Raw genomic sequence first — 23,531 nt, 5'->3', positions numbered from 1 at the left:
GAGGTGGCGTTTCCGGCGAATTCGGCTGATGTTTGCCGGAAACGCCACCTCGCGGTCGCTCGAACCGGTTTATTCTGGCCTACAGGACTAAATATGGAAAAAGAAGAAAAGTATCTGGGTTATCTGAAATATGATGGTGAGATGGTTGACGAAGGTTTTATGGATGCTCGAAAGTCTGCCCAGGCTTTGTTAGGATTTGATGAGGCTGTTAGGTTTTTTATGTTTCAGCAATCTCCAGATTTAAGAAAAACCGATTTTGAACTTCCAGTAAGAGTCAAAAAAGGTTCATTTGTAATAGCGATTCCTGAACTGGTTGAGTTAATTAAGATTGCTGGCGGTGCCATGGTCACAGCATATGGGATACAAGCTGCTCAGAAAATGGCTGAGCGTGATTTTGAGAATTTTGGACTTAAAGATGCATTCCGTAAATCATTGTTAGCGATACAGTGGATAATGAAAATTGGCAAGCATTTAGGAGATATGGCGATAAAAAAATTTGTGGACGTTAAATTCAAAGACAATAATGAATTAATCGGTATTCGAAATTCCGAAGGAGAGTATTTATACGTTCCAAGGGAATTCCTTGAGTTTTATGCGGCAACGCCTCCCAAATTACTAGCAAAAATATCTGAGTTGATCGAAGAGCAGAGAGTTCTTTCAATTGGTGTATATCAGGATGGAGAATTAGTCGAGGAAACCGTTACTAAAAAGTATAGAAAAATATTTACTCAAGAAACAGAGGAACAAGAAGAAATATTATTTCCAGAACTGATGCATGGACAGAATGTAGTGTTAGAGGGCGAGGTAACGAGAGGGAATGAAATGTCGAATACTATAGGTTTTGGTTATCGGGGGCATATTCTTACTTGTATTCCAGAGTATGGCAGTATTGTTGAGTTCAAGCCCGCGCTTTTTTTAAAATGCCGAATACATGGCTCTATTTCAAGGCTAGATGATAAAGGTAAATTAAACGCCAAAAGACCTAAAATAATATTCAGATATATTGAACCCCTAACAAATGATACCAAAGAGTCATCGTTATTTGATTAAAGTTAAGGGTTGTAGAAAGAGGTAGATTTGCTAATCGTATTATTCACATGAAATACAAAAGTACGGGGTCAGGTCTTGCAATCACACGTGCAGCCTGACATTGTGCTCAACCGGAGCGCGACCATAAACGGTGTTGTATTTTTAAGTTTTTGGTCGGGCTTACCCGTCCAGTAAGGTAGTTTGCAGTATGGGGCCGAAAAAGAGGCGTAAACATTGCTGCTACATACCAACGGATACAGGCCATTACATTAATCGAAAATCACATAGTATGCCGATCGTATCCACGCAAAACCCAAAGTTTAATGCGATAGAACCTATAGGCTGTCTTTGGATTAAAAAAATTGTTAATGACCCAAACCGCATAATCTCGTAAAATTACCCCAGTTTTGTTTTTTTACAACGGGATGAGTCCTTAAGGGTTCATCCCGTTTTGCACATTTGAGGTGACGTGTTTGACTAGGTCTGCTTTATTGGTTTTGGAAGATGGAACGGTTTTTAACGGTGTAGCCATTGGTGCAGATGGATGTTCCGTGGGCGAGGTGGTTTTTAATACGGCTATGACCGGGTATCAGGAGATTTTGAGCGATCCTTCTTATGCCCGGCAAATTGTGACGTTAACTTATCCCCACATCGGCAATGTCGGGACGACTGGCGAAGATGACGAGTCAGTCGGCGTTTTTGCCAGCGGTTTGGTGATCAGGGATCTGCCGTTGTTGGCCAGCAACTGGCGTAGCGAAAGAACCTTGCAGCAATATTTGATCGATAATAACGTCGTGGCTATTGCCGATGTCGATACCCGGCAATTAACCCGGCTTTTGCGTGACAAAGGTGCGCAACGCGGCTGCATTATGGCGGGCGAATCGGTCGACTTGGACGTTGCGAAAAAAGCCATCGAAGGCTTTCCAGGTTTGAAAGGGATGGATTTGGCTAAGGAAGTCACGGTTGCCCAGCCTTACGAATGGACTGAAGATGTCTGGCATTTGCAGCATGGTCATAAGCCAGCCGAAAATCTGACCAAGCACGTTGTGGCTTATGACTTCGGTATTAAACGCAATATTCTGAGATTATTGGCCAATCGCGGTTGCCGCATCACTGTTGTTCCTGCAACAACGCCAGCTGAAACAGTATTGGCGATGAATCCAGACGGCGTTTTCCTGTCTAATGGTCCCGGCGATCCTGAACCGTGTACTTATGCGATAGAGGCTATTAAAGCGATACTGGAGAAAAAAGTTCCGGTGTTCGGCATTTGTCTGGGGCATCAGTTATTGGCTTTAGCCAGCGGCGCAAAAACCGAGAAAATGAAGTTCGGCCATCATGGCGCCAACCATCCGGTTCAGGAAATAGCCACGGGCCGGGTGATGATCAGTAGCCAGAATCACGGCTTTGCGGCCAACGAAGCCAGTCTGCCCGATAATTTAGTAGCGACTTACCGCTCATTGTTCGACGGCAGTTTGCAGGGTATCAAACGGACGGACTGCCCGGCTATGAGCTTTCAAGGCCACCCCGAAGCAAGTCCAGGTCCTCATGATGTGGAGTCTTTATTCGATGATTTCATCGAGATGATGGAACAAGCTTCGTAGTATCCTGGTTTCGTAAAGTGGGCTGACGACTGCATGGATGCAGGAGCAATTGCCTAGGATGAGGCCCATCGTTCGCGATTGATGGGCTGAAATTTGTTTAGCCCATCCTGCACAAGTAACAGCAACATAAATGGTAACTCATACAAAATGCCAAAAAGAACCGACATAAAATCGATTTTATTACTGGGCGCAGGTCCCATTGTTATTGGTCAGGCTTGCGAGTTTGATTATTCAGGCACGCAAGCCTGTAAAGCGCTTCGGGAAGAAGGTTATCGCGTTATTCTGGTCAATTCCAATCCGGCGACGATTATGACCGACCCGGAGATGGCCGATGCGACCTATATCGAGCCTATCGACTGGCAAACCGTAGAAAAAATCATCGCCAAAGAACGCCCCGACGCGATATTGCCGACCATGGGCGGACAAACTGCGTTGAACTGCGCGTTGGATCTTGATGCCAACGGCGTTTTGGAAAAATACGGCGTCGAGATGATCGGCGCTACCAAAGAAGCGATTAACAAAGCCGAAGACCGTGAATTGTTCAATCAGGCGATGCGGAAAATCGGCTATGAAGTGGCGAGATCAAAAACCGCGCATTCGATGGAAGAGGCAATGGCCGCGCAGCAGGAAGTGGGCTATCCGACGGTTATCCGTCCCTCATTCACGATGGGCGGCAGCGGCGGCGGTATTGCTTACAACAAGGAAGAGTTTGTTGAAATTTGCGAGCGCGGTCTGTATTTGTCGCCAACCAACGAGTTATTGATTGAAGAGTCGGTGCTGGGCTGGAAAGAATACGAAATGGAAGTAGTGCGCGATTCGAAAGACAATTGCATCATTGTTTGTTCCATTGAAAACTTCGACCCGATGGGCGTGCATACCGGCGATTCGATCACCGTAGCGCCGGCACAAACTTTGACCGATAAGGAATACCAGATTCTGCGGAATGTCTCTCTGGCGGTGTTGCGCGAGATTGGCGTCGATACCGGCGGCTCCAACGTACAGGTCGCGATTAATCCGAAAGACGGCCGCTTGATTGTTATCGAGATGAATCCGCGCGTATCGCGTTCGTCTGCGTTGGCGTCCAAAGCAACCGGTTTCCCGATTGCCAAAGTGGCGGCGAAACTGGCTGTCGGTTACACGCTCGATGAATTGAAAAACGAGATTACCGGCGGCGCAACACCGGCATCGTTCGAGCCGACTATTGATTATGTGGTCACCAAGGTGCCGCGTTTTACCTTTGAAAAATTCCCGCAGGCGGATGACCGTTTGACCACGCAGATGAAATCCGTCGGCGAAGTCATGGCGATTGGCCGTACTTTTCAGGAATCACTGCAAAAAGCCTTGCGCGGATTGGAAATCGGCATCAGCGGTCTTGATGAAATTATCGATTTGAACCGGGAAGACGCCCGGGAAAAAATGCAGCGTGAAATGCGCCATCCGGGGCCGGATCGTTTGCTCTATGTCGCCGATGCATTCCGTAGCGGCATGAGTCTGGAAGACGTGCATGAAGCCAGTAAAATCGATCCCTGGTTTTTAGCGCAGGTTGAAGACTTGGTGATTACTGAAAAGTCATTATCGACTAAAACTTTGTCGACCTTGAAAGCAGGGGAGCTGTATAAATTAAAGCGCAAAGGCTTTTCCGATCTCAGATTGGCCAAGTTGCTGGATACGTCCGAATCCGAGGTGCGCAATGTGCGGCATAAACAGAATATTCGTCCGGTTTATAAACGCATCGATTCCTGCGCGGCGGAGTTTTCATCCGACACGGCTTATTTGTATTCAACTTATGAGCAAGAATGCGAAGCGCGGGTTTCCGATAAGGAAAAAATCATTATTCTGGGTGGCGGGCCTAACCGTATCGGGCAGGGGATCGAGTTCGATTACTGCTGCGTGCATGCCGCACTGGCTTTGCGTGAAGACGGCTATGAAACCATCATGATCAATTGCAATCCTGAAACGGTTTCTACCGATTTTGACACCTCGGATCGTTTGTATTTCGAGTCGTTAACGCTGGAAGATGTACTGGAAATCGTGCATCTTGAAAAGCCCAAAGGCGTGATTGTGCAATACGGCGGGCAAACGCCGCTGAAACTGGCGCGCGCATTGGAAGCTGCGGGCGTGCCTATTATCGGTACATCGCCTGACTCGATCGATTTGGCCGAAGACCGTGAGCGTTTTCAAAAATTACTGGAAAGACTGGATCTGAGGCAGCCTCCCAATGCTACGGCGCGTTCTGTCGATCAGGCGATTAATGCGGCGAAAGAGCTGGGTTACCCGTTGGTCGTTCGGCCTTCTTACGTTTTGGGTGGGCGGGCAATGGAAATCGTCTTCAATGAAGAGGGTTTGCAACGTTATATGAAAGAAGCGGTCAGCGTATCCAACGATTCGCCGGTATTGCTGGATCGTTTCCTTGACGATGCGGTTGAAATGGATGTCGATGCGATTTATGACGGTGAGCAGGTATTGATCGGCGGTTTGATGGAGCACATCGAGCAGGCCGGGGTGCATTCGGGAGATTCCGCGTGTTCCCTGCCTCCTTATGAGTTAGCGCAGGAGATTCAGGATAAATTGCGCGAGCAAGTGGCTAAAATGGCCGAGGCTCTGGGAGTCGTGGGTTTGATGAATACCCAGTTTGCGATCCAGGGTGAGGATATTTATGTGCTTGAAGTCAATCCAAGGGCCTCGCGTACCGCACCTTTTGTATCCAAGGCAACCGGTTACCCGCTGGCTAAGATTGCGGCGCGCTGCATGGTTGGGCAAACTTTGGCGCAACAAGGTATTACCAAGGAACGCATTCCCGGTTACTATTCGGTTAAAGAAGCGGTGTTCCCGTTTGTTAAATTCCCAGGCGTCGATCCTTTGTTGGGGCCTGAAATGAAATCAACCGGTGAAGTGATGGGGGTGGGAAAAACCTTCGGTGAAGCTTTCGCCAAGTCTCAGCGCGCTGCCGGCGTCAACCTGAATCACAGCGGCAAGGTGCTGATCAGTATTCGCGATGCGGATAAAGCCAAGGCGCCCGATGTGGCCAGAATGCTGGTTGACAAGAAATACGAAATTGTCGCCACCGGCGGCACGGCAAAGTATCTTAAGGACGCGGGCATTCCTTGCGAAGTGGTCTACAAGGTTAACGAGGGGCGGCCTAACACGGTTGATATGATTAAGAACGATCAGGTTCAACTGATTATTAATACGACAGAAGGCGCAAAAGCGATTTCCGATTCATTCACCATGCGCAGAGAGGCTTTGCAGCATCGCGTAACGTATTACACGACGATGGCCGGTGCAAGAGCGGCTTGTTACGCATTGGGTGAGTTGGACGCGGGCGATGTGAATAGCTTGCAGGGTCTGCATAAGAGTTTGATTTAAGACGAAAGGTGCAAGGCGAAAGGCTAAAAGAGCGGCGAATTTCGCCTTTCGCCCTTAGTCTACAAAATAATTATTGGAGTTTTAAAAATGAATAAAGTACCGCTCACCGTCAAAGGTGCGGAAAAATTACGTGCAGAATTGGAAGAGTTAAAGTCGGTTGTGCGTCCGCGTATCATAGCGTCGATTGCCACTGCACGAGAGCACGGTGATTTGAAAGAAAACGCCGAATATCATGCCGCGAAAGAGCAGCAAAGCTTTACCGAGGGACGTATTTCCGAGATTGAGGGCAAACTTTCCAATGCGCAAATTATTGACGTTACCAAGGTTGATGCCAATGGAAAGGTCGTGTTTGGCGCTACAGTAGAAATAGAGGATATTGAATCCGAGAGAAAGGTGACGTACCAGATTGTTGGAGAAGATGAGGCCAATATCAAGGAAGGGCGTATTTCAATCGGCTCGCCGATTGCCAGAGCTTTAATCGGTAAAGAAGTTGAAGATGTTGTGACGGTTAAGACGCCGGGCGGCGATGTCGACTACGAAATTCTTTCGATTCAGTATATTTGAGGTTCAAGGTTCAAGGTTCAAGGTTCAAGAGGAGAAGGCCTTGTATCTTTCTCCTTGAACCTTGCGCCTAACTTATTTATCAGGGTTTAGTCTGTAAATAACTGCAATTTGTCCGATACTTTGGATAAGCTCGGCTCCGGTGTCAGTGCAGATTTTTTCGCTGATTAGTTTGCGATCTTCCCTTTCAGCGCGTATTCGCACTTTAATCAGTTCGTGGCTGTCAAGCGCCAATTCAATCTCTGCCAGCACGGCCGCCGTAAGTCCTGATTGACCAATCATAATGACGGGCTTTAAGCTGTGCGCTTGGGCTCGAAGTTTTTTCTTGTCTGCAGAGTTCACTCTTTATTCCTAAATCAAAAGCCTGAATTTTACACTAAAAATATAATTATGGGACGAAGTAAAAGCAGTAGTCGCTGGATGCAGGAGCATTTCGCCGACGAATACGTCAAAATGGCGCAAGCACAGGGCTATCGTTCGCGTGCGGTTTTTAAATTGAAGGAAATTCAGGATAAAGACCAGTTGATTAAGCCGGGGATGAATATTATCGATTTGGGCGCTGCCCCGGGTGGATGGTCGCAGTTTGCGCGGCCGATTGTCGGTAAAAAAAACAAGATTATTGCGTTGGATATTTTACCGATGGAGCCGCTTGAGGGTGTCGATTTTATACAGGGCGATTTTCGTGAACAAGCCGTTCTGGATCAATTGTATGCTGTTCTGGATGGTGTGCCGGTTAATCTGGTGATGTCGGATATGGCGCCGAATATGAGTGGCAATAAGGGGGTAGATCAGCCCAGCGCTATTTATTTGGGGGAGTTGGCTTTAGAAACGGCCAAGACTGTATTGACTAAAGACGGTGTTTTTCTGGTGAAGTTATTTCACGGTGCCGGCTTTGAGGCGTTTTTTAAGGAGGTTCAACAATCCTTTGCCAAAGTGGCGATCAGAAAGCCGAAAGCGTCAAGGCCTCGAAGTAATGAAGTTTATATTTTAGCTAAAGGCTTTAAATAGTCTTTTGTAGCACTATTATATGTAGAACAGTGTAAGCTAGGTATTATCTGCTGGTGAATGCCAGATAAATAACGACAGTCAGGAAAGTTAACTCCTGATATAATTACTCAGTTTTTAAATCGAGAGCCGATCAGGCCCAGGATGTGTAAATTGAACGATATGATAAAAAATATAATCCTATGGGTCGTCATTGCAGTTGTATTGATGTCCGTTTTTAATAATTTTGGCCCGCAAAATGACCGGTCTGATTCGTCGATGTCGTATTCGCAATTTATCGAGTCGGTCAAAGCGGGCCAGGTTCAGCAGGTGATGATTGAAGACAATATCATCAAAGGAAAGATGCAGGGCGGGCAGATATTTAAGACTTACGCACCATCGGATCCGCATATGGTCGATGATTTGCTGGCGAACGGCGTTGAAATCAAGGCCGTTCCGCCCGAGCAGCCTTCTATGCTGATGCAGTTGCTGGTTTCTTTTGGACCAATGTTATTGCTGATTGCGGTTTGGGTTTTCTTCATGCGGCAAATGCAGGGCGGCGCTGGTGGCGGTCGCGGCGCAATGAATTTCGGTAAAAGCAAAGCCCGCATGCTTGAAGAAGATCAGATCAAAGTGACTTTTGCTGATGTAGCCGGTTGTGATGAAGCTAAGGAAGAAGTTGTCGAGATGGTCGATTTCCTTAAGGATCCGGCGAAATACCAAAAGCTGGGCGGTAAAATTCCTCGCGGCGCGTTGATGATCGGCCCTCCGGGAACAGGAAAAACCTTGTTGGCCAGGGCTATCGCCGGCGAAGCGAAAGTGCCGTTTTTTACAATTTCCGGCTCGGATTTTGTTGAAATGTTTGTCGGTGTCGGTGCATCCCGTGTACGCGACATGTTTGAGCAAGCCAAAAAACATGCGCCCTGCATCATTTTTATTGATGAGATCGATGCCGTCGGTCGCCAGCGCGGAGCCGGTTTGGGTGGCGGTAATGACGAGCGCGAACAAACGTTAAACCAATTGCTGGTTGAAATGGATGGTTTCGAGGGCAATGAGGGCATTATCGTCATTGCGGCAACAAACCGTCCCGATGTACTGGATAAAGCGTTATTGCGTCCGGGCCGGTTTGACCGTCAGGTAACGGTAGGTTTGCCGGATGTCAGGGGGCGTGAGCAGATTCTTAATGTACATGTCAAAAAAGTGCCGATTGCTGACGATGTTGAGGTTAAATATATTGCGCAAGGTACACCGGGTTTTTCCGGGGCTGATTTGGCTAATTTGATCAATGAAGCCGCTTTATTCGCCGCCAGAATGAATAAGCGGGTGGTCAATATGGCCGATCTGGAAAAAGCCAAGGATAAATTGATCATGGGCGTTGAAAGAACGTCTATGGTCATGAATGAGAAAGAAAAGAAAATGACCGCTTATCATGAAGCGGGGCATGCCATAGTCGGCAGATTGGTTCCTGAACATGATCCAGTCTACAAGGTTAGTATTATGCCTAGGGGTCGTGCGTTGGGTATTACCATGTTTCTGCCTGAACGGGATCAGTACAGTGCCAGCAAGCAAAAATTGGACAGTATGATTTCCAGTTTGTATGGCGGTCGCATCGCCGAGGAAGTGGTTTTTGGTTCTGAGCAGGTGAGCACCGGCGCGTCGAACGATATTGAACGGGCTACTGAATTGGCTCGAAATATGGTGACTAAGTGGGGCTTTTCTCAGCGTTTGGGGCCGTTGTCATATAGTGAAGAAGAAGGCGAAGTCTTTTTGGGGCGGTCGGTGACGCAACATAAAACGGTTGCCGAAGAAACTTCTCATACTATCGATGAAGAAATCCGTTCTTTTATTGACCGGAATTATGAGCGTGCCGAAACAATTTTGAAGGAAAATATCGATATTCTGCATGCTATGGCAGAAGCGTTAATGAAATATGAAACTATCGATAAATATCAAATTGAGGATTTGATGGCCCGCAAGCCTGTAAGAGATCCGCAGGGCTGGGATGATAAGCCCCCTTCTCATGGCGATGTCGTAGTCGATGATGTTAAGAGTAAAGACGACGCAAAAAATGAGAAATTGTGTGGCGGAACTGCTGAGCAAAATTGAGAGCTTGAAGAGTTGACGCTAAAGGAGAGATGTAATGTCTCTCCTTTTTTTGTGCGCCTTATAAGTACCTGTATGGCAAGTAGGGCTTTTTAGCTTTCGCGTTTTATTTTTCATCTGTTTTTAGGTTTTAGAATTGTGACAAAGAAATATTTTGGGACTGATGGCATCAGGGGCCGGGTGGGCGAACATCCAATAACGGCGGATTTTTTCTTGAAATTGGGCTGGGCCGCCGGTCGCGTGTTTGCGAGCGAAGGGCATGGCTTTGTTCTTGTTGGTAAGGATACGCGTATTTCCGGGTATATGTTTGAGTCTGCGCTGGAGGCCGGTTTAACCGCTGCGGGAGTCGATACCCGCTTGTTAGGCCCGATGCCGACGCCGGGGATAGCCTATTTAACGCGTACTTTAAGGGCGCAGGCAGGTATTGTTATCAGCGCCTCTCATAATCACTATTACGACAATGGGGTCAAGTTTTTCTCGGTACAGGGAACGAAACTGCCGGATAAAATAGAGAGAAAAATAGAGCGGCATATTGATTCGCCAATGACGACGGTAGAGTCGTCAAAATTGGGCAAGGCGAAGCGCTTGGTTGATGCCGCAGGGCGCTATATTGAGTTTTGCAAGGCCAGTGTGCCGACTCGGTTGGATTTTAGCGGCATGAGGATCATAGTCGATTGCGCTCATGGAGCAACGTATCATATAGCTCCGCATGTGTTTAGCGAAGTGGGTGCGGAAGTTGTTACGATTGGGGCTGAACCGGACGGTCTTAATATAAACGATGAGTGCGGTGCAACCAAGCCCGAGAAGCTTGCGGCAACGGTTTTAGCTTACCGTGCAGATTTTGGTATTGCTCTGGACGGTGATGGTGATCGATTGGTCATGGTCGATCATAAGGGTGAAATTGTTGATGGTGACGAGCTTATTTATATTATTGCCAAAGCACGATTAGATGAGGGGCTAATGTCCGGGCCTGTCGTAGGTACGCTAATGACAAACCTGGGTATGGAGCATGGCTTGAAGAAGCTGGGAATCGATCTGCTAAGGGCGAATGTGGGGGATCGGTACGTCATGGAAATGTTGGCGGAGCATAAGGGGATTTTAGGCGGCGAAAATTCCGGGCATATCATTTGTCTGGATAAGACAACAACGGGCGATGGCATTATTGCTGCTTTACAGATTATGGCGGAAATGCAAAGTAGCGGTAAAAATTTACATGAATTGAAATCCGGCATGGAGAAATATCCGCAAGTCCTGGTAAACGTAAAGACTAACAAGAAAATAAATCCGGCTGAAGATGAGGGAATACAAAAATCGGTGAAAGCGGTCGAGAAGAAACTCGGAGATACTGGGCGCGTGTTGCTTAGGGCTTCGGGAACAGAGCCGTTAATTCGCATAATGGTGGAAGGACGGCAGGAAGACTCGGTTAAAAATTACGCCCATCAAATAGCAGAGGACGTTAAGAAAGCAATGGGAGCTTGAATTGGGGGCTATTAATATATATCATAAGCGGTTTGATTCTATGTGAGGAGTGGTGATGCGTCGGTCTCTAGTTATGGGAAATTGGAAGATGAATGGAACTCTTGCCAGTGCTGAGTTGCTTGTAAAAGGTATTGTTGCCGGGTTAGGGGAGAATAGTGCGGATATCGCAGTGTGCGTTCCTTATGTGCATGTGCCTAAGATAAGTGAATTGGTTAAGGGTACCGCATTGGCATTGGGCGCGCAAAACGTTGCCGATAAACCTTCGGGCGCGTTTACCGGAGAGATTTCGGCGGCGATGCTAAGTGAATTCAATTGCAAATACGCTCTGGTAGGACACTCAGAAAGACGCAGTTATTACGGTGATACAAACGAGTCGGTAGCTGCGCGTTTTTGTCAGGCGCAAGAGCAAAACATTATTCCTGTTCTGTGCGTAGGCGAAACGCTGGAACAACGCGAACAAGATCAAACCTTTGCGGTAATCGATGCTCAACTTGATGCGGTTATTAGCTTGGCGGGTATAGCGGCTTTTGGTGCGGCAGTGATCGCCTACGAGCCTGTTTGGGCAATAGGAACAGGAAAAACGGCTACTGATGAACAGGCTCAAGAAGTTCATCAGTACATAAGAAAGTATATTGCCGCCAAAGATCAGGCTATTGCGGATCAAATACAAATTTTGTATGGCGGCAGTGCAAAACCGGATAACGCAAAAGGCTTGTTTGCTATGCCGGATATTGATGGCGGTTTAATTGGCGGGGCTTCGTTGGATGCGGAATCCTTTTTAAAGATTTATCATTCAATCTAGATTTATTATGTATCAGGTAATTATTGTTGTTCATGTGCTGTTGGGTTTAGGTGTTGTTGGACTGATATTAATGCAACAAGGTAAGGGAGCTGATGCGGGTGCTGCTTTTGGTACGGGGTCTTCAGGTTCTGTTTTTGGCGCTCAGGGTGCGGCATCCTTTTTATCTCGAGCTACGGCAATTCTGGCAACTTTGTTTTTTATGACCAGTTTAGGTCTGGCAGTATTGAATGGTAAGCAGGGTGCAGCTTATGATTTAATGAATGCGCCTAAAGTTGATCAGGATGCGCTTGGTATTCCTGATGTGAGTGGGGTAAAAGGTGCTGCCAATACCTCTCCTGTGCCTGAACCTAAGTCCGAAGAAGTGCCTGTTGCAGCTCCCGCGGTTTCTGAACAAGCAGCTGAGAAAAAGTAACAAATACTGTTTATCGTGTAAGTAAATATTAAATAAAGAATAATTAAAACAGTGTGCATTGAATAGTATCTTTACGATCATGTTTTAGCCGATGTGGTGAAATTGGTAGACACGCCATCTTGAGGGGGTGGTAACGAAAGTTGTGCCGGTTCAAATCCGGCCATCGGCACCAAATATACCCTGCTAGGGATTTTCTCTAGTGGGGTGTTTTTTTGTTTGTTACAATGAAAATGAATAAATTAAGTTTCGATGTTGAGAAGTGCGATACAGAAAAAAATTAGACTATACTTGACCAGACGTAGGCGCTGTAATATTCGCACAGGTTTTTGCTTTGAAAATTTAGAGATTAATGGAGAAAACAATGGCAAGTATTCTTGCAGTTGACGATTCAGCTTCAATGAGAAAAATGGTTTCATTTACTTTAAGAGCTGCTGGATACGATGTCGAAGAAGCTGTGGATGGAGTTGATGCTTTAGAAAAAGCCCAGGCTAGAAAGTTTGATTGTGTGGTAACTGATGTCAATATGCCAAACAAAGACGGAATCACTTTAATTAGAGATCTGCGCGCACTCCCGGATTATAAATTTATTCCCATGCTGATGCTGACAACTGAATCTGGGATCGAAAAAAAGCAAGAAGGTAAAGCTGCCGGGGCAACAGGGTGGATGGTTAAGCCTTTTAATCCTGATCAATTATTAAAAACATTACTGAAAGTTTTAGGGTAGTTGATACGCTATCGTGCCTAAGTGTGTTAGGTGCATGCAGGGCAGTTTATGTCTCAATACGCCCAGTTGGAAAAGCTTTATTTGAAATGTTTAGATAAATGATTTAAGTATTTATCCAGACGAGGATCAATAAAGAAAGTGTTTTGGGTTATTGTTAATCTTATTTAAATGAATTTAGGCGCACACAGGTAAGTCTATGTCTATTGATATGTCACAATTCCATCAGGTCTTTTTTGAAGAATGTTTCGAAGGCCTGGAAGCAATGGAATCAGGATTGTTAACTCTCGATATGGGAGATATTGATTCGGAAATAATCAATACCATTTTCAGGGGGGCGCATTCGATCAAGGGTGGCAGTGGAACTTTTGGTTTTACCGTAGTTGCTGAATACACCCATATTATGGAAACCTTGCTTGATGAAATGCGAGATGGGCGTAGGAAAGTAACCCAGCCGGCAGTAGATGTTTTACTTGGATCTGTTGATTGCCTCAGAGAGATGCTGACTGCGATACAGAATGAACAGGACGTTAATAACGCTAGCGTAGCCAAGCATAAAAAAGCGTTGGAAGTTGTTCTTAACGGCGGTTCTATGACAGAAGAATCGGCCCCCATTCCTGTTGGGCAGGAATTAGCGAAAGAATCTGTTGCCGTCAACATCGTCCCTGATATTGCGGAAGAAGAATCCGTTGAATTAGAAGAGCAGGGCTGGAAAATAGCTTTTTGCCCCTATTTGGATTTGCTTAAAACCGGCAATGATCCTGTAAGACTGTTTCGAGAGCTGAATGAGCTAGGTGAATTAACAACTATTGCTAATATTCAGGATATTCCAGGTTTTTATGAGTTAGATCCAGAGGAATGTAATATTTCTTGGGATTTAAAAGTTGTCGGAGATATTTCGGGCGATGAAATCAAGGAAATATTTAATTGGGTTGAAGGCGATTGTGAAATGGAGATTGAGCCGCTTGCTAAAACCAAAATCGTAAAATCCGCTCCTGCTGTACAAGAATCCCATCCTGAACCTGCCGTAACCATATCCAATAATCCCGTTCCTAAGCCCGTTGAGGTCAAATCTAAGCCAGTTCAAGAGGCCAAAAAACCGGAAGTTCAGGATAATGACAATGAAGCGGCAAAAACCACAGCAAAAGCCAGCTCAATTCGGGTGGATACCGATAAAATCGATACTTTGATCAATATGGTTGGTGAAGTTGTGATTACCCAATCAATGTTGGGTTTAGTGGGTGAAAACTTTAGTATGGATAAAGTTGGCCAACTTAAAAGAGGGCTAGCCCAGTTAGAACGCCACACTCGAGATCTACAACAAAGCGTCATGAATATTCGGATGCTGCCTATTAGCTTCGTTTTTAGCCGCTTCCCGCGTTTAGTACATGACATCAGCAGTAAATTAGATAAGAAAATTGTGCTGAAACTTGTCGGAGAAAATACCGAAGTCGATAAAGCCGTCGTTGAGCTGATCAATGACCCGTTGGTTCATTTAATTAGAAATAGTCTGGATCACGGTATAGAAATGCCTGCTGACAGAGTCGCAGCAGGTAAGCCTGAAACAGGAACTATAGAGTTGAAGGCCTATCATCGAGGCGGTCACATCGTTATAGAAATCATCGACGATGGTCGTGGATTAAATAAAGATAAGCTGCTGGCAAAAGCCATAGAAAAAGGTTTGATTGAAGAGAATAACTTACTGACAGAAAAACAGATATTCGAATTGATCTTTATGCCTGGTTTTTCTACGGCTGAACAGCTCACCGATATTTCCGGTCGCGGTGTAGGCATGGATGTCGTAAGAAGAAACATCCAGTCATTGGGCGGTAATATAGAAATTATTTCAGAGCTGGGTAAAGGCACAACGATTGCGATCCATTTACCGCTAACCTTGGCTATTCTTGACGGCCAATCCGTTGCTGTGGGAGACGAGACTTATATTGTACCGTTAGTCTCCATTATTGAATCGATTAACATTACGGAAAGAATGTTAAACAAGGTAGCAGGTAAAGGGGAGACTTTTCGTCTGCGCAATGAATATTTACCTGTTATCAGAATGCGAGAAATTTTTAATGTCCATTCTGGCAATCCAACGAAGTCAAAGGAGGGAGTTCTTGTGGTTGTTGAAGGACAGGGGGAGCTTTGTTGCTTACTCGTAGATGAATTATTAGGCCAACAACAGGTTGTTATTAAATCATTGGAAGCAAATTACCGGCGAGTGGAAGGCGTTTCAGGGGCAACTATTTTGGGTGACGGTTCTGTTGCGCTGATTCTTGATGTTCCAGGTTTGGTGCGTTTTTCAACTCGATAAGATAATAGATAGAAGCAGATATGGCACAAGAAGCTGAAAATAAAGATACTGACCAATATCACTATAGTAAAAATCTGGATAACGCAGTGCAATATCTGAGTTTTGCTTTAGGCAAGGAAGAATATGGCGTTGATATTCTTCGAGTGCAGGAAATACGAAGTTGGGAGCCCGTGTCCAGAATACCTAATGTTCCTTGTTACGAAAAAGGCGTCGTTAATCTACGCGGCTCCATTGTTCCGATTCTGGATTTGAGAGAAAGGTTTAACTTAAGCAAAGCTGAATATACGCCATTAACAGTTGTTGTGGTGTTGCAAACCGGCGACAGCAACAAGACACGTATAATGGGTGTTGTTGTCGATTCCGTCTCTGATGTAATTAGTGTAGATAAAACTGAAATTCAAAGTGCCCCAGACTTTGGGGCTAAGGTAAGTAATGAATTCATTAATGGACTGGTATCGGTTAATGAACGCATGGTGATGTTGCTTGATGTGGATAAGTTACTGAAACTGGAAGAGCTGGATCAGGATGAAAATTAATGGTTTTCAAGTATCCTGGGTGGATAAATGTATTTTGCATGGTTTGAGAGGTAAGTTAGCGTGAAGATTAATATGCCTGTAACTAATAACGAGGTGATTCTGAAAAAAGGTGCGATCCTGGTTTCGAGAACCGATTTAATGGGTCGTATTACTTACGTTAATGATGCATTTGTTGAAACCAGCGGATTTACCCGTGATGAGTTGATGGGAGCGGAACATAACATTGTTCGCCATCCTGACATGCCTGCGGAGGCTTATGAAGATTTATGGGCAACCTTAAAACAACTTAGGCCTTGGCAAGGACTGGTAAAGAACAGATGTAAAAACGGCGACTATTACTGGGTCGAGGCCAATGCTATGCCGTTATTTAAAGATGGAAAGGTCTATGAGTATCTTTCTGTTCGACATCCTCCAAAACGTGACCGAATTCCAGCTGCCGAGTTGTTGTACAAAAAAATTAACGCCGGTGAAGTAAAATTAAAGCCGACAGGTTTAGCAATAATAGCTAAGTCTATAGGAGAAATTGCAATAGGGAAGAAAAATGCTTTTGCAGTAGCCGCTTTTTTGCTGCCTATCTTTTTTTTGATGTATCGATTATTTTTGACCGGGGAGTATGCCTTATTAGCAGGCGTCGGTTTGTTAGCCGCGATAGCATCTGCACTTAGCATTAACATGACTCGAGTAATAACCGATACACTGGAAACAGCGATCACTATTTGTTATCGGCTGAGCAGTGGCAGCTTCGGAAACAAGGTTAACTTGAAACGAGAAGATCAGTTAGGCGATTTTTTACGTGGCTTGTATTGTATGGAAGTCAAGTTGGGCGTGGATTTAGCTGATTTTAAGCAAGGCCTTGCAGAATCCAAACGTATCACTCAGGCTCTGGATAATGTGCAGTCCCCTGTCATGGTAGCGAACAAGAATTTTGAAATCATTTATATGAATGACAGTGTTCAGAGGATGTTCAAAGCAGCGGAAAGTGATCTTCGCAAAGAACTACCTGATTTTTCCGCCGATAAGATGATGGGTTCAAATGTTGATTTGTATCACTCTACAGTTAGAAGCGGGGTATTGCAAAAAGCACAAGAATCAGTCAAAGCGGAGTTGGTCATTGGCGGTCGGCATATGAGTATTATCGCTAGTCCCGTGAATAGCGATGGCGAACGTATTGGTTATGTTGCTGAATGGCAGGATAGAACTCATGAGGTTTTAATTGAGCAGGAAATTGATCGGTTGGTGCAAGGGGTTAAAGCCGGTGATTTAAGTACCCGGATAAAACTAAACGACAAACAGGGATTCACGAAAGCGCTGTCGGTTGGCATCAATGAGTTAACCGATGTCATTGAAAGTGTATTTAGCGATATTAACAGAGTAATGGAAAATATGGCTGAAGGCGATTTGACTACGGCTATTACTAACGAATACCAAGGTGTCTACGCTGAATGCAAGAGTAATATTAATGGCACCTTGGCAAAGCTCAGTGAATTTATCATTCAAATCAGAGATGCTGCGGATTTTATAGACAGTTCATCACAAGAAATGGCCAGCGGTAATAACAACCTGTCACATCGAGCTGAGCAACAAGCGGCTAGCCTTGAGGAAACGGCTGCCAGCATGGAAGAGCTTGCCAGTACTGTAAAAAATAATGCGCAGAACACAGTTCAAGCAACAGAGGTTGTGAATTTAGCAAGTCAATTGGCCCAAAAAGGCGGAGGCGTAGTTAATTCAGCTATCGCAGCAATGCAGGAAATTAATGAGAGCAGCAATAAAATTGCTGAGATTATTGGTGTAATTGATGAAATTGCATTTCAAACTAATCTGTTGGCATTAAACGCATCTGTAGAAGCTGCCAGGGCGGGAGAACAGGGGCGCGGCTTTTCGGTTGTGGCGACAGAAGTGCGCAACTTGGCTCAACGTAGCGCAACTGCGGCTCAGCAAAGTAATGAGCTGATCCAGAACAGCGTGCAAAAAGTCCGTGCCGGAACGGCTTTCGTAAATGAGACGGGGGCCGCGCTCACTGAAATTGTCGAAAGCGTTGCGAAAGTTGGCGACATTGTGGCCCATATTGCCAGCGCCAGTTCAGAGCAATCAGCGGGTATCGAGCAAGTCAATCAGGCTGTTTCCCAGATGGATGACATTACTCAGCAGAATGCGGCTTTGGCAGAACAGGCCGCCGCAGGTAGCATTGCTATGAGTGAACAGTCTACCAATATGACCCAGTTGCTTAGCTTTTTTAGAGTCAATTCAAAGGCTGTTTCGGCAATGTCTAAGTCATCCGGGCATAGTAAGGCGTTTGTAGCACCGCCAGTAAGAGCAACAACGCAAAAAACTGTAGCAGCCCCTGCTTTATTATCTTCGAGTAAACTCAAAAGTGATAGCAGCGACGAATGGGAAGAGTTTTAATGTTGTTAAAAACTGAAAACCATATAACCGACAGGAAACTATAACAATGACAACAGATGTGAATAGTCGGGTAGAACAATTTCTCACCTTTCAACTTGCAGGCGAAGCCTATGGCGTCGAAATTTTAAAGGTGCAAGAGATTCGTGGCTGGGAAGCCGTTCGCATAATACCGAATACCCCTGCTTTTGTTAAAGGTGTATTGAATCTACGCGGATCCGTTGTACCCATTATTGATTTACGAGAACGTTTTTCCCTGGAACACTGTGAATATTCTCCTAAGACAGTAGTTATTGTGCTTTGTGTTGAACATGGAGCAAACCAGTTTGTTATGGGCATTGTGGCCGATGCGGTTTCTGATGTGCTGGATATTAACTTAGGGGATATCAAAAAAGCACCAAATTTTGGTTCAAAAATTGATACGCGTTACATGCGAGGTATGCATGTGTATAAGAAAAAGATGATTATGCTTTTAGACGTTGATAAATTGCTCAATCCCGATGAGGTTGAGGGTATTGAAAGTTTGGTGTGACGGTGAGAATTGTTGCAATAATTAATCAGAAAGGTGGGGTTGGAAAGACGACTACTACTGCGAATTTATGTCATGCTATTGCAGAATTAGGAATAAAAGTTACGGCTATCGATCTTGATCCGCAAGGCCATTTAGCAGTTTCTTTAGGTGTAACAACACAGGGGATTGGTGGTATTGATGAGGCTATGCTGAAAGAGAAAAAAGTTCATCAGCAACTTATTTCTGTCAGGGATAATTTGCAGCTCATTACATCAGGATCAAAGCTTAAAGAGATTGAACACCTAACGAGCAATAGTTCGCCTCGTGGTGTTTTGTTAAAAGATGCCTTACATGAAAGTCTTAATGATCAGGACTTTGTTTTTATTGATTGTCCCCCATCTTCGGGATTGCTAGTTGCGAATGCATTGATTGCTGCTGATGAGATTTTAATTCCTATGGCCAGCGATTTTCTTGCGTTGCAAGGTTTATCTCATTTAATGGGTACGATTAAGAGATTCGAAAAGGCTTTGAAAAGGAAATTTAAAACACTATTAGTGATGTCTCGATATTCGCCTAATAGAAGAATATCGAGCCAGGTGTTAAATATTCTGCTTACGCATTTTCCTGAGCAAATATTGGCGACAGTCATTAGAGAGACAGCGCTGCTTGCAGAATGTCCCAGCTTTGGTAAAACGATTTTAGAATATAGTCCGAAAAGTCGTTCGGCAAGGGATTTTCGTAGCCTTGCTCATGATTTTCTTGAAGACAAGGTGATGTATGGCAACAAGTGAAGAAAATGATTTAATCGGGTACGATCCTCTAGCGTGGATGGACGGCGATGTTGATAAAGTTGAAGAAACAATCGATAAGGTATATTTGGATAGCAATAAACCTGAAGACGCAGGCTGTGATAATGATGTCACGATGACCGATGATTACTCGGATGATTTGATTGAAAATGCCGAAGAAATTGTGATTTTAAATATAACTAAAGAAAATGAATTAGTAATAGATGAGATCGATAGCGACAGCGTTTTTATAGAAGAAAGGGGTGATGACAGCATGGATGGAGAAGGTAACTGGGCAAAAGTAGATGCATTAGACGGTTCAGGAGCAGTTGCCGAGGATTCTGTTTCAGAGGAAATGGATGGGTCGCAAATTGATTTAGATTCTACATTGACTATTCAGAATGTCGTTAAGCTGCACGAAAAGTTGAAGAATTTGTTGGGCGCTTACGATGAAATTGAAATAAATGCATCTGATGTATCGTCAATAGACACAGCCACACTGCAGCTATTGGTTTCATTGAAAAAAGATGAAGTTAAATTGCAAAAGAAAGCAACCATTATTTACCCGTCACCACGATTTGTTGAGTCTGCCAAATTGCTGGGCTTGTTAGACGTACTTGGCGTTCATGACGAGTAATTAAAAAGGAAGCGGTTTATATGGCCATTGTTGAGAAGGATCGAGAATTTAAATTTACTGTTGATGATTTTAATTTTTTAAGAAAGCTGTCCAATGAGCATTCAGGTATTCAGGTTCCTGATGAAAGATTTGATATGTTTTATTCGAGACTGTCAAAGCGGGTAAGGAAACTTGGGTTGGCGGATTTCAAGGAATATTGCCAGTATCTTAAAAATTATCCTGAGCACGAGTTTACTGAGTTTATTAACGCCATAACAACCAATTTGACTGCCTTTTTCAGGGAAATGCATCATTTTGATTATGTCCGTGACGTTGTTATCCCTGAAATTTTAGTTAGAAATAAAAACTCCAGAAAAATCAGGGTATGGTCCGCCGGCTGCTCTACCGGAGAGGAGCCTTATTCTTTGGCGATTACTTTATTGGAAAATGTACCCGCTGACTGGGACATTAAAATTTTAGCAACTGATTTGGATACCAATGTCTTACAAACAGCATCGGCAGGTATCTACACGGAAGATCGCGTCAGTGATTTACCAGAAGATATACTCAAGCGATGGTTTATGCGAGGTAAATCATCACAGTCTGGCCAAGTAAAAGTAAGGCCTCAATTACAACAAATTATTCAATTTAAAAAATTAAATTTGATGCAAGACTGGCCAATGAAGTGTCATTTTGATTTTATTTTTTGTCGTAATGTTTTAATTTACTTTGACCGTGAAACAAAGACATTACTTGCACAAAGATATGCTCAAATGTTGTCGAGTAGGTCATGGTTGTTTATCGGACATTCGGAATCATTAAACCAGCTATCCAATGAATTCGAGTTGGTTGCATGTACCAGTTACAGGAAAAATACATAAGCACTAATGAGTACTAGCAATGATATTGGTCCAGCCTCCATTGATGGCTTTGAACACATTAACAGGTATATGGATAAGGAACGTGGAGTAGTCACCGCAAAAATTTTGCCCGGCGAATACTATGTGACCCAAGAGGACGAATTGATTACAACAGTATTAGGCTCTTGCATATCGGCCTGCATCCGGGATAAGGTATCAGGATTGGGTGGAATGAATCATTTTATGTTGCCCGAAACTACAGCGGATAAGCTGAAACAGGGTAATGAAGCGGTGGTTGGTAATGCAACCCGCTATGGAAATTATGCTATGGAGCATTTAATTAACACTATTTTGAGGAATGGCGGCAAAAGGAAAAACTTGGAAGTTAAAGTGTTTGGCGGCGGTAAAATTATTCCAACCTTGACAGATGTCGGCCAGAAAAATATTGATTTTATTTTGGATTATATTGACACAGAAGGTTTGCCCTTATTATCCCAGGATTTAGGCGATATTTATCCCCGAAAAATAATTTATTTCCCTCGGACAGGGAAAGTTGGAATGAAGAAAATCGAGCATTTGCATAATGATACAATTGTAAGAAGAGAGCGACAGTATTTTAACAATATTAAAAACGCGCCTGTTGAGGGTGATGTTGAGCTTTTTTAAGAGTATACAATGAATAAAATACGTGTATTGATTATTGATGATTCATTGTTAATCAGAAAGGTACTGACTGAGATTTTAAATTCGTCTCCAGATATTGAGGTGGTTGGCGCGGCAGAAGATCCTCTTATTGCCAGAGAGATGATTAAAGCATTAAATCCGGATGTGTTGACTTTGGATATTGAAATGCCACGTATGGATGGGATAACTTTTTTGCGCAATTTGATGCGGCTTCGGCCTATGCCTGTTGTCATGATTTCAGCGCTTACAGAAAGTAATGCTGAAGTTACTTTAACTGCGCTGGAATTAGGTGCGGTAGATTTTATAGCTAAACCGACAATTGACGTGGAAAATGCATTGAATGACTATGCTGATGACATAATTGCCAAGGTCATAGTAGCGTCACAGGCTAATATTAGAAGACTTGAATAATGGTCTGCAATCAGAAATTCTGGAGCGGCAGGGTTGGATATTACACGGAGAAATATATGTGTATGCCAGGATAAAAACTCCATAAATTCTAGGAATGATGTAATTGCTTAAGGTAAAGTAGTAGCAATCAATATTAAAAATGCACCTATTGACGGTGATGATCGGCTTCTTTTAGAGTGAGTTTATGGGTAAGATACGCGTATTGATCATTGATGATTCAGCATTAATCAGGAAAATACTGACTGAAGTTTTAAGTTCCTCCCCCGATATTGAGGTAGTCGGTGCAGCAGCGGATCCTCTTATTGCCAGGGAAATGATTAAACAATTAAATCCAGATGTATTGACGCTGGATATTGAAATGCCGCACATGGACGGGATAACTTTCTTGAGCAACTTGATGCGCTTAAGACCAACTCCGGTTGTAATGATCTCCACGCTTACGGAACATGGCGCGGAGGCTACTTTAAATGCTTTGGCATTGGGCGCGGTAGATTTTATTGCTAAGCCTAAAGTCGATGTTGTTAACACGTTAAACGAATACGCCGATGAAATTATTTCAAAGGTCATCGTTGCTGCGCAGGCTAAAGTCGGGGCCGTTCATGATAGAGCGATCAAACCCAAAAGTTCCGCGCCAGCTTCTCCCGAGATTCCAGAAAAACATTCAGTCGATGTTATTCTGAAACCAGCACCTGTAAAAACTCATATCAGCCCCACCAACAAGATAATTGCCTTAGGCGCATCAACGGGGGGAACTGAAGCGATTAAAGCTGTCGTTAAAGGGCTGCCGGCAAATACGCCGCCTCTTTTAATAACTCAACATTTACCGGCTGCATTCAGTCAGTCATTTGTCCGGCATATTGATTTGGCAACGGAAATGTCAGCGTGTATTCCCAAGCATGGTCAGACGGTTGAGCCGGGTAATATTTATCTTTCGCCGGGAGACAAGCATATGCTGGTGATTAGAGAGGGAGGTAAATACATTATTCATTTGAGCGATGGTTTGCCTGTCAATCGCCATAAACCCGCAGTTGATGTCCTGTTTCGCTCAGTCTCTCAATGTGCGGGTGCAAATGCCGTGGGCGTGTTATTGACGGGTATGGGGGCTGATGGAGCAATGGGCATGAAAGAAATGCACGATGCGGGTGCTAAGACGGTTATTCAGGATGAGCAGTCCAGTGTCGTTTGGGGCATGCCGGGGGCCGCATTTAAATTGGGTTGCACCGACTACGTGGTGCCGTTAGAAGAGGTTTCGCATAAGATTTTAAGCTTGGTTAAGCTTGGTTAACCGGAATATGCTGCCAAAGTTCTTTTAAATTATATTACCAGCTTTTTTCCGATGTAATGGGCAACGTT

General features: G+C 44.4%; 21 protein-coding genes and 1 tRNA gene. 21 read left to right on the top strand and 1 reads right to left on the bottom strand.

All coding sequences use genetic code 11. The features are described 5' to 3' along the window. The 4 genes from V3O24_RS17995 to greA form a co-directional block, all read left to right on the top strand. A partial coding sequence (locus tag V3O24_RS17995) for a hypothetical protein (protein ID WP_331308249.1) occupies positions 1–1,050 on the top strand: 1,050 nt, incomplete at its 5' end. Positions 1,051–1,502: 452 nt separating this feature from the next. Next, the gene (carA, locus tag V3O24_RS17990) at positions 1,503–2,630 is read left to right on the top strand and encodes a glutamine-hydrolyzing carbamoyl-phosphate synthase small subunit (protein WP_331308248.1); all 1,128 of its coding nucleotides are present in this window, start codon (positions 1,503–1,505) and stop codon (positions 2,628–2,630) included. A gap of 147 nt (positions 2,631–2,777) precedes the next feature. Further along, on the top strand, positions 2,778–5,996 hold the full coding sequence (carB, locus tag V3O24_RS17985) for a carbamoyl-phosphate synthase large subunit (RefSeq protein ID WP_331308247.1): 3,219 nt from the start codon (positions 2,778–2,780) through the stop codon (positions 5,994–5,996). An 87-nt stretch (positions 5,997–6,083) separates the two neighbouring features. Next, complete coding sequence (gene greA, locus V3O24_RS17980) at positions 6,084–6,560, top strand: transcription elongation factor GreA (protein ID WP_104422483.1); 477 nt, start codon at positions 6,084–6,086, stop codon at positions 6,558–6,560. Between the two features lie 72 nt (positions 6,561–6,632). On the opposite strand, the gene yhbY is transcribed toward greA, so the two are convergent. After that, entirely contained in the window at positions 6,633–6,899 is a 267-nt protein-coding gene (gene yhbY, locus V3O24_RS17975) for a ribosome assembly RNA-binding protein YhbY (RefSeq protein WP_104422484.1), read from the bottom strand. A gap of 48 nt (positions 6,900–6,947) precedes the next feature. Here yhbY and rlmE point away from each other — a divergent pair, with 48 nt between their 5' ends. From rlmE to V3O24_RS17890, 17 genes are all read left to right on the top strand, one after another. Beyond that, positions 6,948–7,565, top strand: a complete 618-nt coding sequence (rlmE, locus tag V3O24_RS17970) for a 23S rRNA (uridine(2552)-2'-O)-methyltransferase RlmE (protein WP_104422485.1) — start codon at positions 6,948–6,950, stop codon at positions 7,563–7,565. 159 nt (positions 7,566–7,724) lie between these two features. After that, positions 7,725–9,647 carry an ATP-dependent zinc metalloprotease FtsH gene (gene ftsH, locus V3O24_RS17965; protein ID WP_308471987.1) on the top strand — a complete coding sequence of 641 codons (1,923 nt, stop codon included), beginning with the start codon at positions 7,725–7,727 and terminating at the stop codon, positions 9,645–9,647. Between the two features lie 135 nt (positions 9,648–9,782). After that, positions 9,783–11,123: a phosphoglucosamine mutase gene (gene glmM / locus V3O24_RS17960; protein WP_104422486.1), complete on the top strand. Its 1,341-nt coding sequence runs from the start codon at positions 9,783–9,785 to the stop codon at positions 11,121–11,123. A 55-nt stretch (positions 11,124–11,178) separates the two neighbouring features. Continuing rightward, the gene (gene tpiA, locus V3O24_RS17955; protein WP_104422487.1) at positions 11,179–11,925 is read left to right on the top strand and encodes a triose-phosphate isomerase; all 747 of its coding nucleotides are present in this window, start codon (positions 11,179–11,181) and stop codon (positions 11,923–11,925) included. A gap of 4 nt (positions 11,926–11,929) precedes the next feature. After that, positions 11,930–12,337, top strand: coding sequence for a preprotein translocase subunit SecG (secG, locus tag V3O24_RS17950; RefSeq protein WP_308471990.1), 408 nt, complete (start codon positions 11,930–11,932; stop codon positions 12,335–12,337). Between the two features lie 87 nt (positions 12,338–12,424). Then, positions 12,425–12,509: transfer RNA gene (locus tag V3O24_RS17945), tRNA-Leu, on the top strand. A gap of 189 nt (positions 12,510–12,698) precedes the next feature. Next, on the top strand, positions 12,699–13,061 hold the full coding sequence (locus V3O24_RS17940; protein ID WP_006892323.1) for a response regulator: 363 nt from the start codon (positions 12,699–12,701) through the stop codon (positions 13,059–13,061). A gap of 196 nt (positions 13,062–13,257) precedes the next feature. Next, positions 13,258–15,372 carry a chemotaxis protein CheA gene (locus V3O24_RS17935; RefSeq protein WP_104422489.1) on the top strand — a complete coding sequence of 705 codons (2,115 nt, stop codon included), beginning with the start codon at positions 13,258–13,260 and terminating at the stop codon, positions 15,370–15,372. Between the two features lie 20 nt (positions 15,373–15,392). Beyond that, positions 15,393–15,908 (top strand): chemotaxis protein CheW, encoded by a 516-nt coding sequence (locus V3O24_RS17930; RefSeq protein WP_104422490.1) that lies wholly within the window; start codon positions 15,393–15,395, stop codon positions 15,906–15,908. Between the two features lie 72 nt (positions 15,909–15,980). Further along, positions 15,981–18,311 (top strand): methyl-accepting chemotaxis protein, encoded by a 2,331-nt coding sequence (locus tag V3O24_RS17925; RefSeq protein ID WP_331308246.1) that lies wholly within the window; start codon positions 15,981–15,983, stop codon positions 18,309–18,311. A 46-nt stretch (positions 18,312–18,357) separates the two neighbouring features. Next, on the top strand, positions 18,358–18,840 hold the full coding sequence (locus V3O24_RS17920; protein ID WP_104422492.1) for a chemotaxis protein CheW: 483 nt from the start codon (positions 18,358–18,360) through the stop codon (positions 18,838–18,840). 2 nt (positions 18,841–18,842) lie between these two features. Continuing rightward, positions 18,843–19,610, top strand: coding sequence for a ParA family protein (locus V3O24_RS17915; RefSeq protein ID WP_104422493.1), 768 nt, complete (start codon positions 18,843–18,845; stop codon positions 19,608–19,610). Further along, entirely contained in the window at positions 19,597–20,244 is a 648-nt protein-coding gene (locus V3O24_RS17910) for an STAS domain-containing protein (RefSeq protein ID WP_331308245.1), read from the top strand. The genes V3O24_RS17915 and V3O24_RS17910 overlap by 14 nt, the downstream gene beginning before the upstream one ends. Before the next feature lie 20 nt (positions 20,245–20,264). After that, positions 20,265–21,104 (top strand): protein-glutamate O-methyltransferase, encoded by an 840-nt coding sequence (locus V3O24_RS17905; protein ID WP_104422495.1) that lies wholly within the window; start codon positions 20,265–20,267, stop codon positions 21,102–21,104. 6 nt (positions 21,105–21,110) lie between these two features. After that, a complete protein-coding gene (gene cheD / locus V3O24_RS17900) occupies positions 21,111–21,749 on the top strand; it encodes a chemoreceptor glutamine deamidase CheD (RefSeq protein ID WP_331308244.1) in 639 nt (212 codons plus the stop codon). Between the two features lie 9 nt (positions 21,750–21,758). After that, the gene (locus tag V3O24_RS17895; protein WP_104422497.1) at positions 21,759–22,178 is read left to right on the top strand and encodes a response regulator; all 420 of its coding nucleotides are present in this window, start codon (positions 21,759–21,761) and stop codon (positions 22,176–22,178) included. 184 nt (positions 22,179–22,362) lie between these two features. Beyond that, positions 22,363–23,463 carry a chemotaxis response regulator protein-glutamate methylesterase gene (locus tag V3O24_RS17890; protein ID WP_104422498.1) on the top strand — a complete coding sequence of 367 codons (1,101 nt, stop codon included), beginning with the start codon at positions 22,363–22,365 and terminating at the stop codon, positions 23,461–23,463. Positions 23,464–23,531: the final 68 nt, after the last annotated feature.

The sequence above is a fragment of the Methylobacter sp. Wu8 genome, from assembly GCF_036440755.1.
Lineage (GTDB): Bacteria > Pseudomonadota > Gammaproteobacteria > Methylococcales > Methylomonadaceae > Methylobacter_A > Methylobacter_A tundripaludum_A.
Note: the sequence above shows the minus strand (reverse complement) of the source record. Positions and strands in the feature narration are given on the sequence as shown.